This is a genomic window from Bradyrhizobium sp. HKCCYLS20291 (assembly GCF_051167715.1).
In the GTDB taxonomy this organism is placed as follows: domain Bacteria; phylum Pseudomonadota; class Alphaproteobacteria; order Rhizobiales; family Xanthobacteraceae; genus Bradyrhizobium.
This window is the reverse complement of record NZ_JBNPTO010000005.1, coordinates 173,257-188,396: the sequence shown is the minus strand read 5'-3', so window position 1 is coordinate 188,396 and position 15,140 is coordinate 173,257. Positions and strand designations below refer to the sequence as shown.

General features: G+C 65.6%; 14 protein-coding genes. 6 read left to right on the top strand and 8 right to left on the bottom strand.

Features of this window, described 5'->3' with window-relative positions; genetic code table 11:
• Positions 1-20: 20 nt before the first annotated feature.
• Entirely contained in the window at positions 21-623 is a 603-nt protein-coding gene (gene phaR / locus ACQR07_RS13800) for a polyhydroxyalkanoate synthesis repressor PhaR (protein ID WP_434903078.1), read from the bottom strand.
• A 383-nt stretch (positions 624-1,006) separates the two neighbouring features.
• On the opposite strand from phaR, the gene ACQR07_RS13795 reads away from it, so the two are divergent.
• A complete protein-coding gene (locus tag ACQR07_RS13795) occupies positions 1,007-2,185 on the top strand; it encodes an acetyl-CoA C-acetyltransferase (protein ID WP_434902818.1) in 1,179 nt (392 codons plus the stop codon).
• A gap of 59 nt (positions 2,186-2,244) precedes the next feature.
• On the opposite strand, the gene ACQR07_RS13790 is transcribed toward ACQR07_RS13795, so the two are convergent.
• Positions 2,245-2,439, bottom strand: a complete 195-nt coding sequence (locus ACQR07_RS13790; protein ID WP_434902817.1) for a hypothetical protein — start codon at positions 2,437-2,439, stop codon at positions 2,245-2,247.
• 17 nt (positions 2,440-2,456) lie between these two features.
• Here ACQR07_RS13790 and ACQR07_RS13785 point away from each other — a divergent pair, with 17 nt between their 5' ends.
• The 4 genes from ACQR07_RS13785 to ACQR07_RS13770 all read left to right on the top strand — a co-directional run bounded on the left by ACQR07_RS13785 (position 2,457) and on the right by ACQR07_RS13770 (position 6,800).
• Positions 2,457-3,182, top strand: a complete 726-nt coding sequence (locus tag ACQR07_RS13785; protein WP_434902816.1) for a beta-ketoacyl-ACP reductase — start codon at positions 2,457-2,459, stop codon at positions 3,180-3,182.
• On the top strand, positions 3,163-3,600 hold the full coding sequence (locus ACQR07_RS13780; RefSeq protein ID WP_434902815.1) for a hypothetical protein: 438 nt from the start codon (positions 3,163-3,165) through the stop codon (positions 3,598-3,600). Before ACQR07_RS13785 ends, ACQR07_RS13780 begins: the two co-directional genes overlap by 20 nt.
• Before the next feature lie 115 nt (positions 3,601-3,715).
• Complete coding sequence (gene yddG / locus ACQR07_RS13775; protein ID WP_434902814.1) at positions 3,716-4,588, top strand: aromatic amino acid exporter YddG; 873 nt, start codon at positions 3,716-3,718, stop codon at positions 4,586-4,588.
• A 187-nt stretch (positions 4,589-4,775) separates the two neighbouring features.
• A complete protein-coding gene (locus ACQR07_RS13770; protein ID WP_434903077.1) occupies positions 4,776-6,800 on the top strand; it encodes a putative bifunctional diguanylate cyclase/phosphodiesterase in 2,025 nt (674 codons plus the stop codon).
• 6 nt (positions 6,801-6,806) lie between these two features.
• Here the strand turns inward: ACQR07_RS13770 and ACQR07_RS13765 are convergent, their stop codons facing one another.
• Both ACQR07_RS13765 and gloB read right to left on the bottom strand, forming a co-directional pair.
• Complete coding sequence (locus tag ACQR07_RS13765; RefSeq protein ID WP_434902813.1) at positions 6,807-7,241, bottom strand: cupin domain-containing protein; 435 nt, start codon at positions 7,239-7,241, stop codon at positions 6,807-6,809.
• Between the two features lie 14 nt (positions 7,242-7,255).
• Entirely contained in the window at positions 7,256-8,023 is a 768-nt protein-coding gene (gene gloB, locus ACQR07_RS13760; protein ID WP_434902812.1) for a hydroxyacylglutathione hydrolase, read from the bottom strand.
• A gap of 200 nt (positions 8,024-8,223) precedes the next feature.
• On the opposite strand from gloB, the gene ACQR07_RS13755 reads away from it, so the two are divergent.
• Positions 8,224-9,012, top strand: coding sequence for a class I SAM-dependent methyltransferase (locus tag ACQR07_RS13755; protein WP_434902811.1), 789 nt, complete (start codon positions 8,224-8,226; stop codon positions 9,010-9,012).
• Between the two features lie 114 nt (positions 9,013-9,126).
• Here the strand turns inward: ACQR07_RS13755 and ACQR07_RS13750 are convergent, their stop codons facing one another.
• The 4 genes from ACQR07_RS13750 to ptsP form a co-directional block, all read right to left on the bottom strand.
• Positions 9,127-9,999 (bottom strand): DUF4167 domain-containing protein, encoded by an 873-nt coding sequence (locus ACQR07_RS13750; protein WP_434902810.1) that lies wholly within the window; start codon positions 9,997-9,999, stop codon positions 9,127-9,129.
• A gap of 551 nt (positions 10,000-10,550) precedes the next feature.
• Positions 10,551-11,438, bottom strand: coding sequence for a peptide chain release factor N(5)-glutamine methyltransferase (prmC, locus tag ACQR07_RS13745; protein WP_434902809.1), 888 nt, complete (start codon positions 11,436-11,438; stop codon positions 10,551-10,553).
• Between the two features lie 193 nt (positions 11,439-11,631).
• Entirely contained in the window at positions 11,632-12,717 is a 1,086-nt protein-coding gene (prfA, locus tag ACQR07_RS13740; RefSeq protein WP_434902808.1) for a peptide chain release factor 1, read from the bottom strand.
• 62 nt (positions 12,718-12,779) lie between these two features.
• A complete protein-coding gene (gene ptsP / locus ACQR07_RS13735; RefSeq protein ID WP_434902807.1) occupies positions 12,780-15,047 on the bottom strand; it encodes a phosphoenolpyruvate--protein phosphotransferase in 2,268 nt (755 codons plus the stop codon).
• Positions 15,048-15,140: the final 93 nt, after the last annotated feature.

The window sequence follows — 15,140 nt, the reverse complement described above, 5'->3', positions numbered from 1 at the left end:
CCGGCTCCGAACGGCGGGCCTCAGCCCTGCTGCTCGTCCTTCTTCGGATCGGACATGCGGTCGAGCCGGTCCTGCATTTCCCGCATCTGGCGGCGCAACTCGTCGATGTTGTCGCCGGCGGGAGCCGCCGGCTCTGCCGCCTTGTCGTCCGCGCGCGCAGCCGGCACAGGGGGCGCGAACGGCTTGAACATCGAGAAGGTCTGCTGGAACAGTTCCATGTTGCGGCGCACCTGCTCCTCAAGCGGCGCGAACGGCGTTCCGCTGAAGGTGTCGGCAATCTGCTTGCGGAACTTCTCTTGCTCCCTGGTCAGCGTATCGATCGACTGCTCCAGGTATTTGGGAACCACCATCTGCATGCTGTCGCCATAGAAGCGGATCAACTGGCGCAGAAAGGTGGTCGGCAGCAGGTTCTGCCCGGCCTTGTTCTCCTGCTCGAAAATGATCTGTGCCAGCACCGAGCGGGTGATGTCGTCGCCGGTCTTGGCGTCGTAAACGAGGAAATCCTCACCGTTCTTAACCATTGCGGCCAAGTCCTCGAGGGTCACGTAGGTACTCGTCCCGGTATTATAGAGCCGCCGGTTCGCGTATTTCTTGATTGTGGTGGGTTGGTCAGATTTCGCCATGGAGCTCACACATGCAAACCGAGAACAGGGAACCCGGCGGGATTGCCGCAGGGCAAACGAGCTACGCAATGCAATAACGTAATCACTTTCGAGCGAGTTCGGCTACGGTTTTGTGCGGAACGGTTAATCCCACAGCAGAATTCTTGCCCAGGAAACGGCCAGCTGAACTAATTTGAGTGCGGCGCAGCAGGAATTGCTGCTTCCGCCAATTGACATGTCGCAACGACGTTAACAGGATGACGGCCGAAGGTTGCACTTGCCAATCCGGGCTTGCGGACGGCCGGCACGACCATGAATTGAAAAATTCGCTTTCAGTTCAAACACACCTCAAGCTCTCAAGCCCTCGTTCTCACACCCAAGATCAGAAACTCCAGGAGATGCCCATGTCAGACGATGTCGTCATCGTCAGCGCCGCCCGCACCGCGGTCGGAAGCTTCAACGGTGCCTTTGCCAGTGTTCCGGCCCATGAGCTGGGCGCAATCGCCATCAAGGCCGCGCTGGAACGTGCCGGCGTCGAGCCGGGCCGCGTGTCCGAAGTTATCATGGGACAGATCCTGACCGCCGCGCAGGGCCAGAACCCGGCGCGCCAGGCTTCGATCGGCGCCGGCATTCCGGTCGACAGCCCGGCCTGGGGCATCAACCAGCTGTGCGGCTCCGGCCTGCGCTCGGTCGCGCTGGGCTATCAGGCTCTGAAGAACGGCGATTCCGACATCGTGGTCGCCGGCGGCCAGGAATCGATGAGCATGGCCGCGCATGCGCAATATCTGCGCGCCGGTGTGAAGATGGGCTCGCTCGATCTGGTCGACACCATGATCAAGGACGGCCTGTGGGATGCCTTTAACGGTTACCACATGGGCAACACCGCCGAGAACGTCGCCAAGCAGTATCAGATCACGCGCGCGCAGCAGGACGAGTTCGCGGTGGCGTCGCAGAACAAGGCCGAGGCGGCGCAGAAGGCCGGTCGGTTCAAGGACGAGATCACGGCGGTGACGATCAAGGGCCGCAAGGGCGACACCGTGGTCGATACCGACGAGTATCCGCGTCACGGCGCCACCATCGAGGCGATGACCAAGCTCCGCGCGGCGTTCGAGAAGGACGGCACGGTCACGGCCGGCAATGCCTCGGGCATCAATGACGGCGCCGCGGCCGTGGTGCTGATGACCGCCAAGCAGGCGGCCAAGGAAGGCAAGACGCCGCTGGCGCGGATCGTCTCCTGGGGCCAGGCCGGCGTCGATCCGAAGATCATGGGCACCGGCCCGATCCCGGCCTCGCGCACGGCGTTGAAGAAGGCCGGTTGGAACATTGCCGACCTCGACCTGATCGAAGCCAACGAGGCGTTCGCGGCGCAGGCTTGCGCCGTGAACAAGGATCTCGGCTGGGATACGTCCAAGGTCAACGTCAACGGCGGCGCGATTGCGATCGGTCACCCGATCGGCGCATCCGGCGCCCGCGTGCTGGTGACCCTGCTGCACGAGATGCAGAAGCGCGACGCCAAGAAGGGGCTCGCCACGCTGTGCATCGGCGGCGGCATGGGCATCGCGCTGTGCGTTGCACGCGACTAAAAAGACGGCAGTGCTTGCGAAGCGTTCGGCCTCGCAATCGCGTCCATCTCAACTAAAGATCAACGCCCGGCGATCTCGCCGGGCGTTTTGTTCTTGATGTCCGTCAAACACGTCGCATAATCGACCACTAAAAAACGGAAGTGAGCGATCATGAATGTCTCTGCGGCAAGTTGATTGTCGCGCGGACGCGCATGATCCAATAACAACGGAAAGCTGCGGCGGCATCCAGAGGTTGTCGTCGCGCGATCGATCATCGAGGGAAGGATTCGATATGGCACGTGTGGCGTTGGTGACGGGAGGGACGCGCGGCATTGGCGCAGCGATCAGCAAGGCGCTGAAGGCTGCGGGACACAAGGTCGCGGCGAACTATGGCGGCAACGATGCCGCCGCGGAGAAATTCAAGGGCGAGACCGGCATTCCCGTCTTCAAATGGGACGTCAGCTCGTTCGACGCCTGCGCCGAAGGCATCAAGAAGGTCGAGGCGGAGCTCGGTCCGGTCGATATCCTGGTCAACAATGCCGGCATCACCCGTGATACGGCCTTTCACAAGATGACGCTCGAGCAGTGGAGCGCCGTCATCAACACCAATCTCGGCTCGCTGTTCAACATGACCCGCCCGGTGATCGAGGGCATGCGCTCGCGCAAGTTCGGCCGCATCATCAATATCTCGTCCATCAATGGTCAGAAGGGCCAGTTCGGTCAGGTGAACTACTCGGCCGCGAAGGCCGGCGACATCGGCTTCACCAAGGCGCTGGCGCTGGAGACGGCGAAGGCAGGCATCACCGTCAACGTGATCTGCCCGGGCTACATCAACACCGAGATGGTGCAGGCCGTGCCGAAGGACGTGCTGGAGAAGTCGATCCTGCCGTTGATCCCGGTCGGCCGCCTCGGCGAGCCCGAGGAGATCGCGCGCGCCGTCGTGTTCCTCGCGGCCGATGAGGCCGGCGCGCTCACCGGCTCGACGCTGTCGATCAACGGTGGTCAATACATGGCCTGATGAGCAGGACATCATTCCGGGCCACGCACTCGCGCGTGGCCCGGATTTGCAGTTGTCCGGTTCGATGGATCTCTCCGGAATTATGATGCGCATGCTCCACCGAAGAGATGTCGCGCGATGGGGCTTGCGGCTTTCGCTCGCGGCTCTCGTAGGGCTTGCGCTGGGCAGCGAGGTGGCCTTCACGAAGGATGTCGCGTTGCCCCAGGAGGGGAACGCAGCGTTCAAGGGCATCTATCGCCAAAAGAACGTCAACGGACAGGCCGAGACCGTCACGCTCACCAATGGCAAGGCCCATCTTGAGCTGACGGAGCAGGAATATCGCGAACGCGGTTATGCCCCGGAATGGGAGCATCTCCCGACCAAGTTCGTCCAGCGCTTGCCCGTCCGCATCCATGTTCCAGCAAAAGACTTGGATTAGCAAAGCGAACTGCGCGCTTTTGGGGCGTCATCGCGAGGAGCAATAGCGACGAAGCAATCCAGAGTCGTTATTGAATGATCATGGACTGCTCAAATTCCTTCGCAATGACCACCTGATGTCCCAGCGCAACGCGACCTTGATCGGATTGACCGCGATCCTGATGTGGTCGCTGCTTGCGCTGATGACGGTGGCGACGGGCACGATCCCAGCCTTTCAGCTTGCCGCCATGACGTTCGCGATCGGCGGGCTGGTCGGCCTTCTCACATGGATCGGCCGGCGCGAGGCGTGGGGCGCCTTGCGGCAGCCGTGGCAGGCCTGGATGGTCGGGGTCGGCGGGCTGTTTGGCTATCACGCGCTGTATTTTCTCGCCCTGCGTTTTGCGCCACCGGCGGAAGCCGGACTGCTGAACTATCTCTGGCCGTTGCTGATCGTGCTGTTCTCCGCCTTTCTTCCCGGCGAGCGGCTGGCGCTCCACCACGTCATCGGTGCCGCCATCGGTCTCGTCGGCACCGCGCTGCTGCTGGTCGGCAATGGCGCGAGCTTCGCATCGAGCCATGTGCCCGGACTCGCTGCTGCCGTCATCGCGGCCTTCGTGTGGGCGATCTATTCGGTGCTGTCGCGCCGTCTCAAGACGGTGCCGACCGACGCGGTGGCAGGCTTCTGCCTCGCCACCTCCGTTCTCGCAGCGGTGATGCATGCCGTCCTGGAACGCACGGTCTGGCCGGCCACGACGGTGGAATGGCTCGCAGTGTTGGGTCTCGGCATCGGTCCGGTCGGGGCGGCGTTCTATGCCTGGGACATCGGCATGAAGCGTGGCGACATCCGCGTGCTCGGGGCCGCATCCTACGCCACGCCGCTGCTGTCGACCGCCTTCCTCATCGTCGCCGGCTATGCCCAGCCGACCGCCACGATTGCGCTCGCCGCGCTCTTGATCGCTGGCGGCGGATTGGTTGCGGCCAAGGACATGCTGCTGCGGAAGCGCCGTTGAGGCGTCCGCCGGCTTCGCTGCAGGTCCCTGTTGTTATCCTTGATGCACGCTTAACCTTTCGTGCTGCAGAGCGGTCTGTCGGTAGCTTGCAACCGCCGATATAGTTTTCGTTCCATCTGCACCTAACCCCGCCTTTACCCGTGCTGCGCAAGAGTCGTCGGCAATGAGATTGACAACGGGGCGGCGGATGCCGGACGTGAGACATTACATCGCTCGCGCGGGGAGCTTGTTTCGCGTGCCCGCGGACAATCCGGAGCTGACGCGCGCGCAGTTTCAGGCCTTCTCCAAGCAGGTGCCGCTGCTCTATTTCATTCTGATCACCAACAGCCTCGCTCTCGCCTACACGTTCCTGCCGCTCGCCCCGACATGGCTGACGATTTCCGTGCCGGCGCTGCTCTCGACCATCACCGGCGTTCGCATGCTGTGGTGGCTGCGCCAGAACAATGTCACCAGCGGCGACGCGGAGGTGCTGCATAGCCTGCGCGTCACCAACCGGATCGCCGGGCCTATCGGTGTGCTGTTCGTGGTCTGGTCGTTCCTGCTGTTTCCCTACGGCGATCCGTTCGCACAGGGGCAGGTCGCATTCTTCATGGCCGTCACGGTCATCGGCATCATCTTCTGCCTGATGCATCTACGCTCGGCGGCGCTGATCGTGACCCTCGTCGTCATCGTCCCCTATGTGATCTATTTCATGGCCACCGGCGTCCACGCGTTGCGCGCGATCGCCGTCAATCAGCTGCTCGTGTCCGGCGCCATGGTTACGGTGCTGTTCATCTACTATCGCGACTTCGCCGCGCTCGTCGCCAGCCGAAAGTCGCTGCTGGCCGAGCAGGCCGCAACGCAGGCGTTGTCCGACGAGAACTTCCGGCTCGCCAATCTCGATGCGCTCACCGACCTGCCGAACAGGCGCCGCTTCTTCTCCGAGCTCACGCAGGCCTTCGCCGAAGCCCAGCGGGACGGTACACGGCTCGCGGTCGGCATCATCGACCTCGACGGCTTCAAGCCGATCAACGACACCTATGGACACAGTGTCGGCGATCGCGTGCTGATCGAGGCGGCGCGCCGGATCAGGGAGGTGTGCGAAAGCGTCGGTCAACAGGTCCATCTTGCGCGGCTGGGAGGCGATGAGTTCGGATTGATCGTCGCCGGAAGCCCGTCGGATGAGGATCTTCTCGCGCTCGGGCGCCAGATCACCGAACGCATCAAGCTCCCCTACGAGCTTGATACCGCGCATACCGGGCTGTCATGTTCGACCGGGTTCGCGCTCTATCCGCGGTCCGCGACCGCTGCTGATGCGCTGTACGAGTGCGCCGACTATGCGCTCTACCACGCCAAGCGCCGCGCCCGCGGCCAGGCGGTGATCTTCTCCAGCGAGCTGGAAGCCGAGGTCCGCAGCCGCAACCTGATCGAGCATCTGCTGCGCACCGCCGATTTCGAAACTGAAATGGAGCTGGTGTTCCAGCCGATCATGGATGCGATGAACACGCGCACCACCGGCTTCGAGGTGCTGGCCCGCTGGCGCAGTCCCCGGCTCGGGCTGGTGTCACCGGCCGATTTCATACCTGCGGCCGAGCGCATCGGCATGATCCGCACCCTCACCCGCGTCCTGCTGGTGAAGGCCCTGGCGGCGGCGCGGACCTGGCCCGACGACATCCGCATCTCCTTCAATCTCTCCGCTCACGACATCTGCTCGCCCGACGGCGTCCTGCCGCTGATCGCCGTCATTCACGCCAGCGGTGTGCCGCCCCGGCGCATCGAGTTCGAGATCACGGAAACCGCGGTCACCTTCGACTTCACCCGCGCCGAGCAGTCGGTCCTGGCGCTGAAGGCGATCGGCTGCAGCATCTCGCTGGACGATTTCGGCACCGGCTATTCGTCGCTCAGTCACGTTCACCGGCTGCCCCTCGACAAGCTCAAGGTCGACCGCAGCTTCGTGAGGGACGTCAACGCCAATCCGGTCAGCCACAAGATCATCAAGTCGCTGACCGGCCTGTGCGCCGATATGGAAATCTCCTGCGTCGTCGAGGGCGTCGAGACCCAGGAGCAGCTCGACAGCCTGCGCCGGCTCGGCGCCGACTACATTCAGGGCTACTACTTCGCCAAGCCGATGCCGGGGGATGCCGTGCTCGGCTTCCTGACTCGGGAACGCCAGCGTTTCGCCAACGCGGACGTCGCTGCCGAACCGGTCAAGTTCGCCGGCGCGGGCATCTAGCGCGCCTCAGCCTTGCGGCTCGAAATCCGCAGGCGCGAGTTCGAATCCCTCGAACATGAATCCCGGGGCGACTGTGCAGCCGACCAGGGTCCAATCGCCTGTGCTCGCTGCGGCCTGCCATGCATGGGCGGGGACCACCGCCTGCGGCTGCTGACCCGCAACGAGGTCGATGCCCAGCGTGATCGTCTGCCGCTCCCGCGTCTCGCCCGCGATCTGCAGGATCAACGGCGCGCCGGCATAGAAGTGCCAGGTCTCGACGGCGTCCACCCTGTGCCAGTGCGAGCGTTCGCCGTGGGCGAGCAGGAAGTAGATCAGGGTCGACGCAGCCCGGCCATCCGCATCGGTGGCCGGATCGCGGAAGGTCTCGCGAAAGTGGCCGCCTTCCGGATGCGGCTGCAGGCCGAGACGCGCGATGATGTCGGCAGCCGAAAGTGCAGGCATCGGCCCGTCTCGCCTCAGGACTTGTTCTTGCGTTCGCGCAATTCGCCGAACACCTGGTCGGGGCTTGCGCCCTTCATGCGCAACCGGACAGCCACGGCCGGGTCATCGGCGCGCAGGAACACGTTGGCCAGCTTCTCCTCGCCGAGCAGCGTCGGAATGGTGGCGTGATTGGCCGCACGCAGCCGCATCACCTCGTCGGCGCGGGCTTTCAGCGCCGCGTTGTCCGGATCGACCGTGAGCGCGAACTTGACGTTCGAAGCCGTGTATTCATGGCCGCAATACAGCCGGAAATCGTCCGGCAGCGCCCGCAGCTTCAACAGCGAATCCCACATCATCGGATAGGTGCCCTCGAACACCCGGCCGCAACCGATCGAAAACAGCGTGTCGGCGGCGAACACGGCCTTGTCGGCATCGAACACGTAGGAGACATGGTCGAGCGTGTGGCCGGGCGTCTCCAGCACGCGTGCGAGCAGGTCGCCGATCTTGACGACGTCGCCATGGCCGACGCGCAGGTCGGCATTGGCGATTGCGGTCGTCTTGTCGTGCGGTGCGACCACGCGACAGCCATAGCGCTGCTTCAACTCGGCAACGCCGCCGACGTGGTCGTGATGGTGATGGGTGATCAGGATGTCGGTGAGGCGCCAGCCGGCGGACTCGAGCTGCCGCGCGATCGGGCCGGCTTCGGGCGCGTCGATCGAGGCGGTCGCACCGGTCGCGGGATCGTGGATCAGGTAGCCGAAATTGTCGGACAGGCAGGTGAAGACGCGGATGTCGGCGGCCATGTTGTCTCCGTCGGCGGGACCTGGCGGGGCACGATCGTGCCGCTCGCGAATGTCAAAAAGGTCGTGAGGGACCAGGGGCCGGGCCCGGCGTCGTGGGCGGTCCCCGGCCTCTCCTGGAGGCAGAGATATGGCGTTAACGTTGCGGGCGCAACGCAATATTCGGCGCGCGGCCGGCCGCGCCCGCATGATACATTGCTGTCATGGACGTGATCGATCTGCGAAATTTCTATTCGGGTCGCCTCGGGATCGTCGCGCGGCTCTTGATCAACCGCGGCATCCGCGCGCGCTGGCCGAGCGCGACCGGGCAGCGCGTGCTCGGCATCGGTTATCCGACGCCTTATCTCGGCCTGTTCCGGGAAGACTCCGAGCGCTGCATCGCCTTCATGCCGGCCGCACAAGGCGTGCTGAAATGGCCGACCGCGCGGCCGACGCTGGCTTCGCTGGTCGATGAATTCTCATTGCCGCTGCCGGATTCCGCTGTCGACCGTATTCTCATCGTGCATGCGCTCGAAATGTCGGATGATCCGGCCGGGCTGCTGCGCGAAGTCTGGCGGGTGCTGGCGCCGGCAGGACGCGTGATCATCGTGATCCCCAACCGGCGCGGCGTCTGGACGCGGACCGACAACACGCCGTTCGGCCATGGCCGGCCCTATTCGCGCTCGCAGATCACCCAGCTGCTGCGCCAGACCTGGTTCACGCCGAGCGCCTGGGGCGAGGCGCTGTTCATGCCGCCGGTCGGCGGCTGGTTCCTGAAATCGGCGATGGCCTGGGAACGCGTCGGCGCGGCGCTGTCGCTGCCCTTTGCCGGCGTGCATATCGTCGAGGCGACCAAGCAGGTCTACCGCGTCATTCCGGCGCGCCGCGAGCGCATCCGGCTCATCCCGCGCCTCGAGCCGGTGCTAGCGCCGGCGCCGTCGACCCAGGGATCAAATCCGCTGGGCGCGTCGGCCCTGCCGAGCGCCCATTGCCACGGCGACATCGCGAACTGAGCGGATCACCACGGCGGCGAAATCTGGCCCGATTCGTTGTGCGCCCAAATCGGGTCCGCAAACGAAAACGGGTGGGCGCGATGCCCACCCGTTCGATCGAACTGATCGTCAAGATCACTCGCCCGGATTGAGATCTTCGCTCGGGGCCGGCGCTGCTGCGGCTGCCTCGGAACGCGGGCCGTGCGGCCGCCGGCGGCGGCGCGGATAGCGCTCGCCACCGCCCTCGAAGGCGGCGGGCGGGTTGGCGATCTGCGGCTGCGGACCGGTGATGAAGGAGGGCAGGCGGTCGACGCCGCTGTCGGCGATCACGGGCTGCGGTTGCGGCTGCGGCTGATATTGTGCCGGCTGCGGCCGCTCGCGATGCTCTCGGGGCTCGCGAGGTTCACGATGCTCCCGCGGTTCACGATGCTCACGCGGTTCGCGTTGCTCCCGGGGCTCGCGATGCTCACGCGGCTCGCGTTGCTCCCGGGGCTCACGATGTTCGCGGGCTTCGCGGTGCTCGCGCGGCTGCTGCTGATCGCGCTGATAGGGCTGCTGATTGTCGCCGCGTTCGCGCTGGCCGCCCTCGCGGTCGCGCATGAAGGGCTGGGGCTGCTGTTGGGGCTGAACGAAGCCGGGCTCCTGGCCGAAATTCGAGAAGCTCTCGCCGTCATCGTCGAGGTCGTCGACGGTCAGGTCATCGGTGGCGCGCGGCTGCTGCGGCTGGTTCTGACGGAACTGCTCCTGGGCGGCCGCGATCAGGCGGAAATAGTGCTCGGCGTGCTGGTAGTAGTTCTCGGCGGCGACGGGATCACCCGAGGAGCGGGCGTCGCGGGCAAGCTGGACGTATTTCTCGGCGACATGAGAGGCGGTGCCGCGGATCTTGATGTCCGGCCCGTTGGACTCGAACACCCTGGTCAGCGGATTCTGGCCGCGCCGGTTATTGTTATTATTATTGTTGCCGTTGTTACGGTTGCGCATCCGCTTGTTGTTCTGACCGTTTCTCATGTCCTGCCTTTATTCCAACCCTGCGTTAGGAGCACTGATTGTCACAGCACTGATTGTCACCGGAGTACCAATACCGTATTGAAATACCGCTCCATGGCCCGGACACCTTGCGTGCGGTCCAAATGGCCCAACCCGACCAATGCCGGTTGCGGCATGCCGGTCTTGGCCGATGTCGATGTGATCGACAGCCGAATCTCTCGACAAAAGCGCGTTCAAAACGCGTTCCCCACCCACCAGCCCTTCCGGCCGGCGAACCACGTCATTCAGCCAGCCACGGCGGTGTGCGCCACGACGGACCCAGTTTGCTTAGCGTAAGACCTCAAGTGCAAAGTCAGGCTTTCGTTCGCTTTGCAGTCGTAGGCTGCGCAGCCATCCGGCTCTCGCGCTCGACAGATCTGCGTTCTGGAACCAATCGCCCGGCGCGGCTCTCTGGCATTGGTCCGCGGCGGTGCTCCATGAATACCGCTCGGCGGGGCCTGCGCCGGTGCTATGAGCGGAACGTAGTCGCTCCCGGGGGATATTCCAAGAGCTTTTTCTGCATGTACTGGCCTTTACCGGCGCTTTTTTAGGGCCATGACCGCTCTTGGAATACCGGCCAGATCGGCCCGGATCGACGCCGAATCGGTCGCCAGCCCGGCCTCTGCCATCAGCGTCGCGACATCGTCGCTTTGCCCAAACCCCACCTCTACGACGAGGGCGCCGCCGGGTCGAAGCAGGTCGGCCGCCTGCGGGATCAGCGCGCGATAGGCAACGAGCCCATCGTCGCCGCCATCGAGCGCCCGGCGCGGATCGTGGGCGCGCACGTCGACGGCGAGACCGGCGATGTCGGCCGATGGGATGTAGGGCGGGTTCGAGACGATCAGGTCGAAGGGCGCCTGCAGCGCGCTCGCATAGGAGCAGGCGACGAAGCCGGCGCGGTCGCCGAGCCCGAGGAACCGCGTGTTGTCGCGGGCCGTTGCGAGGGCGGCAATGCTGATGTCCGTGCCGACGCCGTAGGCTTGCGGCAGCTCGGACAGCAGCGCCAGCAGGATGGCGCCGGAGCCGGTGCCGAGATCGGCGATCCGCAACGACCGCGTCAGCGCCCCGCCGCCGGCGAGATGGTCCAGCGCCAGCTCGACCACGGTCTCGGTGTCCGGCCGAGGCACCAGCGTGTCGGCGGATAGTCGCAGCTCGAGGCCCCAGAATTCCTTGGCGCCGATGATGCGCGCCACCGGCTCGCCGGTGAGCCGGCGCTGCACCAGCGCCGCGAGGCGTTGCACGTCGTCACGCGAGAGCTGTCGTTGGCCGTGCATCACGAGACCGGTGAGATCGAGCTGTAGCGCGTGCCCAACAAGCAGCCGCGCATCGAGCTCGGGCGAATCGAGGCCGCCGGCCTCGAAGCGGGCGGCGAGCGCGCGTCGCGCCGCATCGATCGTTGCGCCGGCGATGATCTCGCTCATCGCGCAAGCTCTCTCCACGCGTCTTCCCCGCGAAAGCGGGGATCCATACGCCGTGTCGTTGCGGGACGGGCGGTCGGAGTTGCCTTCCGTGCCAACCGCTGAAGCCTGTGGTTATGGGTCCCGGCGTTCGCCGGGACGACACCGTCCATGACGAGGCCGTGCCGCATCGCCTCTGGCAATGCGTGCACGCGCATCACGCCGCTGCGCCTTGCGCGGCGAGCTGCGCGGCCTGGTGCTCCGTCGTCAGCGCGTCGATCAATTCTCCCAGCGCTTCGCCCGCGATCACCTGCGGCAGCTTGTAGAGCGTCAGGTTGATGCGGTGGTCGGTGACGCGCCCTTGCGGGAAATTGTAGGTGCGGATGCGCTCGGAGCGATCGCCGGAGCCGACCTTCTCCTTGCGCTCGGCGGAGCGCGCAGCGTCCACCTTCTGCTGCTCGGCGTCGTAGATGCGCGAGCGCAAAATGTTCATCGCCGAGGCCCGGTTCTTATGCTGCGAGCGGCTGTCCTGCATCATCACCACGATCCCAGTCGGAATGTGGGTGATGCGGATTGCCGATTCGGTCTTGTTGACGTGCTGGCCGCCGGCGCCTTGCGCGCGCATGGTCTCGATGCGCAGATCGTCCTGCTTGATGTCGACGTCGACATCCTCGACCTCCGGCAGCACGGCCACCGTCGCGGCCGAGGTGTGGATGCGCCCCTGCGTCTCCGTGTCGGGCACGCGCTGCACGCGGTGCACGCCGGATTCGAACTTCAGCTTGGCGAAGGCGCCGCGGCCCTGCACTTCGGCGATGATTTCCTTGTAGCCGCCGACGGTGCCCTCGGACGCCGAGATCACCTCGACCTTCCAGCCCTGCAAGCTTGCGAAGCGCTCATACATGCGGAACAGATCGCCGGCGAACAACGAGGCCTCGTCGCCGCCGGTGCCGGCGCGGATTTCCAGCACGACGTTGCGGTCGTCCATCGCATCCTTCGGCAGCAGCGCAACGCGGATCTTCTGCTCCAGCTCGCCGCGGCGGGCGACCAGCTCGTCGCGCTCGGCCTCGGCCATCGCGCGCATCTCGGCATCAGTCTCGGGATCGGCGATCAGCGCCTCGGTATCGGCGAGCTCCTTCACACCGGCGCGATAGGCCTTCACCGCGTCGATCAGCGGATTGAGCTCGGCGAGCTCGCGGGTGATCTGGACGTAGCGGTCGGAATTGACCTGGCCGAGCAGCTCCGCCTCGAGCGAGGCGTGGTGCGCGAGCAGAACGTCCAGTTTGGCTTCGGGAAGCGACGACATGATGCGATCTGATGTAGGAGCAAACGATACGGACGGAAGACGCTCGGCGTGCGACAGGGCCGCTACAGCGCGAGACCTTCGCTCTCGGCGAACTCGGTCAGCTTCTGCCGCATCGAGTGGCTGCCGGCCGGCGCCGCCAGCCATTCGGCCATCTTGGCTTCCGCCTTGGCGGCGTCGAGCTCGAGGATCATCGCCTTGACCGGGCCATGCGCGGTCGCCGACAGCGACAGCGACCGGTAGCCGAGCGCGATCAGCGCCAGCGCGCCGATCGGCTTGGACGCCATCTCGCCGCACAGCGACACCGAGCGCTTGGCCGCCTTGGCCTTGCGCACGATCTCCTGCAACGCCCGCAGGATCGGCGTCGACAGCGTGTCGAAGCGCTCGGAGACCTTGGCATTGCCGCGGTCGACCGCGAACAGGAACTGGAACAGGTCGTTGGAGCCGACCGAGATGAAGTCGACCTTCGCGAGTAGCTCGTCCATCTGATAGAGCAGCGCCGGGACCTCGAGCATGGTGCCGACGTCGACCCGCTCCGGCAGCGTGTGGCCGTGCTGGCGCAGGTATGTCAGTTCGCGCTCGACGATCGCCTTCGCGGTGTCGAACTCGGCGACCTCCGAGATCATCGGGAACATGATGCGCAGCGAACGGCCGCCGCCGGCGCGCAGCAGCGCCCGGATCTGGCCGCGCAGCAGGCCCGGACGATCGAGCCCGAGGCGGATCGCGCGCCAGCCGAGCGCCGGATTTTCCTCGATCACGGTCTCCATGTAGGGCAGCGCCTTGTCGCCGCCGATGTCGAGTGTCCGGAACGTGACAGGCTTCGTACCGGCCGCGTCGAGGACCGTACGATACAGCGCGAGCTGGTCGCTGGAGCGCGGCAGGCTGGCCGACACCATGAACTGCAGTTCGGTGCGGAACAGGCCGATGCCGGCGCTGCCGGTGTCCTCGATATGCGGCAGGTCGATGACCAGGCCGGCATTGATCATCAGCTCAATCGGCTGGCCGTCCTTGGTCTTGCAGGGCTTATTGCGCAGCTCGCTGTACTGCGCCTGGCGGCGGGCGCGGAAGCGCACCCGCTCGGCATAGGCGGATTCGATCTCGGCGGACGGCCGCACATAGATCGAGCCGGAGGTGCCGTCGACGATGATGGCGTCGCCGGGATCGGCGATGCCGGGCGCGTTCGGCACCTCGCCGACGGCGGGAATGCCGAGCGCGCGGGCGACGATGGCGACGTGCGAGTTGGCGGTGCCTTCCTCCAGCACCAGGCCGCGCAGCCGCTTGCGGTCATAGTCGAGCAGCGCCGCCGGGCCCATCGCGCGCGCGATCAGGATGGCGTTGTCGGGCAGATGCTCGCGGCTCGGGGCGTGGTCCTGACCGACCAGCTGGCGCAGCAGGCGGTAGCCGAGATCCTCGAGGTCGTGCAGCCGCTCGCGCAAATAGGGATCGGTCGAGCGCAGCATGCGCGCGCGGGTGTCGGACTGCACGCGCTCGACGGCGGCCTCGGCGGTGAGGCCGGTGGCGACGGCTTCGTGCAGCTTGTGCGACCAGCCCTGGTCGTTGGCGAACATCCGGTAGGCTTCGAGCACCTCGCGATGCTCGCCACCGTCGGCGACGTCGCCGCGCTCCAGCATGCGATCGAGGTCGGCGCGCAGCTTCGCCAGCGCGGCGTCGAGCCGCTTGATCTCCTTGGGCAGGTCCTCGGCGATGTAGTTGTTGACGACGACGCGCGGCTCGTGGAGCACAACATGGCCGAGCGCGATGCCGTCCGACAGCACTGCGCCGGTCTTGTGTACCGAATGGCGCACCGCCGGCTCGGCGCCGGGCTGCGCCAGCGCTGCGAGCTCGCCGGAGGCGATCATCTCGGCGAGCACCATCGCGGTGGTCTGCAGCGCCTCGACCTCTTCCTCGACATAGGTGCGCTTGGCGCGGTTCTGCACCACCAGCACGCCGAGCGTGTTGCCGGCGCGCAGGATCGGCACGCCGAGGAAGGAGTGGTAGATTTCTTCGCCGGTCTCCGGGCGATACGAGAAGGCCGGGTGATTCTGTGCGTCGCTCAGGTTGAGCGGCGTGGCCTCGCTGGCGACGAGGCCGACCAGGCCCTCATGCGCGCTCAGCACCGTCATGTGCACGGCGTCGCGGTTCAGGCCTTCGGTGGCGTAGAGTTCGAGCGTGTTGTCGACGCGCAGCACATAGACCGAGCAGACCTCCGCGACCATGTTGGCCGCGATCAGCACCACGATCTTGTCGAGCCGCTCCTGTGCCGAGACCTGCTCCGCCATGGTCTCGCGAAGCCGTCTGAGCAGGACGCGGGGGCCTCCCGACGTGCTTCGCATGTGGCACAATCCCCCTTCCTGGGGCCAGCCCGGCGGGCGGCCGAGCTGGCGCTAAAGTCGCGAAATCGAACAGCTTTCTTGATTCGTCACCTT